Genomic DNA, 1,164 nt, shown 5'->3' with positions numbered 1-1,164 from the left:
ACGTTTTTTTATTATCGAAATGTAGGTGAGTGAAAAGGATGAAACCAACCATTCTTGATGTGGCAGAACGGGCTCAAGTATCCAAGGCGACGGTGTCTCGCGTCCTCAACCGTAATCCTCAGGTGAAGGAGGAGATCAGGGAACGGGTCCTGCGCGCAATTAAGGAACTGGACTATCGTCCAAGCGCAATCGCAAGAAACCTGGCGACAAACCGATCGAATATGATCGGCCTGATTCTTCCGGATATTACAAATCCGTACTTTCCGGTACTGGCTCGTGGCATTGAGGATGCTGCCCATCAGCTTGGCTACTCTCTTTTTATTAGTAATACCGATAACGATCCTGCATTAGAGAAGGAATATATTTACAAAATGATGGAGCAACAAGTAGGGGGGATCGTGCTCATTTCAACGATCTTGGGGGAAGCAACGGTTCATGAATTGACCCATATGCAGACTCCTATTGTTCTTTGTGACCGCTTGATCGCAGGCACGCCTTTTGATGCCGTAATGATCGATGACTACAGGGCTGCATATGAGGCCGTTCAATATTTTATCGCCAGAGGTCATAGCCGCATTGCCCATTTGGCCGGACCGAAAAATATCCAATCGGCAGAAAATCGGAAGCGCGGCTACTTGGATGCGATGCATGCAGCCGGCCTGGAGCCGTTCGTTAGCGTAGGTTCGTTCAGCTTCGAGTCGGGTGTCCATCAAATCGGATCTGTGATTGATGAGTATTCGCCAACCGCTCTGTTTGCTGCGAACGATCTGCTGGCCCTTGGGGCTATGCAGGAAATTCACCGTCTCGGGCACAGGGTTCCCGAAGACATTGCCGTCATCGGTTGTGACGATATTCCGTTCAGTGTGATGTCGCGTCCAACGCTAAGTACGATATCCATTCCGGCTTACCAGATCGGTGTTACCGCTGTACAGCTGCTGGATGACCAAATGAAAGGGGTGAGGTCCGGGACGAAGAATGTGATCATGGAGCATAAGCTCATCAATAGAGAATCATGCGGTGGGGTGGACGAAGAATGAGTGCTCAGATAGTTGTTGTGGGTAGCCTAAATATGGACATGGTCGTTAGTCTGAAACATCGTCCCGGTCGTGGAGAAACCGTTTTAGGCGGTGATTTCTTCATGAATGCAGGCGGTAAAGGGGCCAA

At 49.7% G+C, this 1,164-nt stretch carries 1 protein-coding gene; it reads left to right on the top strand.

The window, feature by feature from the left end:
• The first annotated feature begins 38 nt into the window (after positions 1-38).
• Positions 39-1,037, top strand: a complete 999-nt coding sequence (locus tag ACFQ03_RS14750; RefSeq protein WP_379289052.1) for a LacI family DNA-binding transcriptional regulator — start codon at positions 39-41, stop codon at positions 1,035-1,037.
• The last annotated feature ends 127 nt before the right edge of the window (positions 1,038-1,164 follow it).

The sequence above is a fragment of the Paenibacillus residui genome (assembly GCF_042677205.1).
GTDB classification, from domain to species: Bacteria; Bacillota; Bacilli; order Paenibacillales; family NBRC-103111; genus Paenibacillus_L; species Paenibacillus_L residui.
The sequence above is the reverse complement of the archived record's forward strand: the minus strand, read 5'-3'. Positions and strand labels throughout refer to the sequence as shown.

Bases quoted from the DNA above. Each gene is read 5' to 3' on its own strand.
- ACFQ03_RS14750 (WP_379289052.1), top strand. From the start codon at position 39: ATGAAACCAACCATTCTTGATGTGGCAGAACGGGCTCAAGTATCCAAG.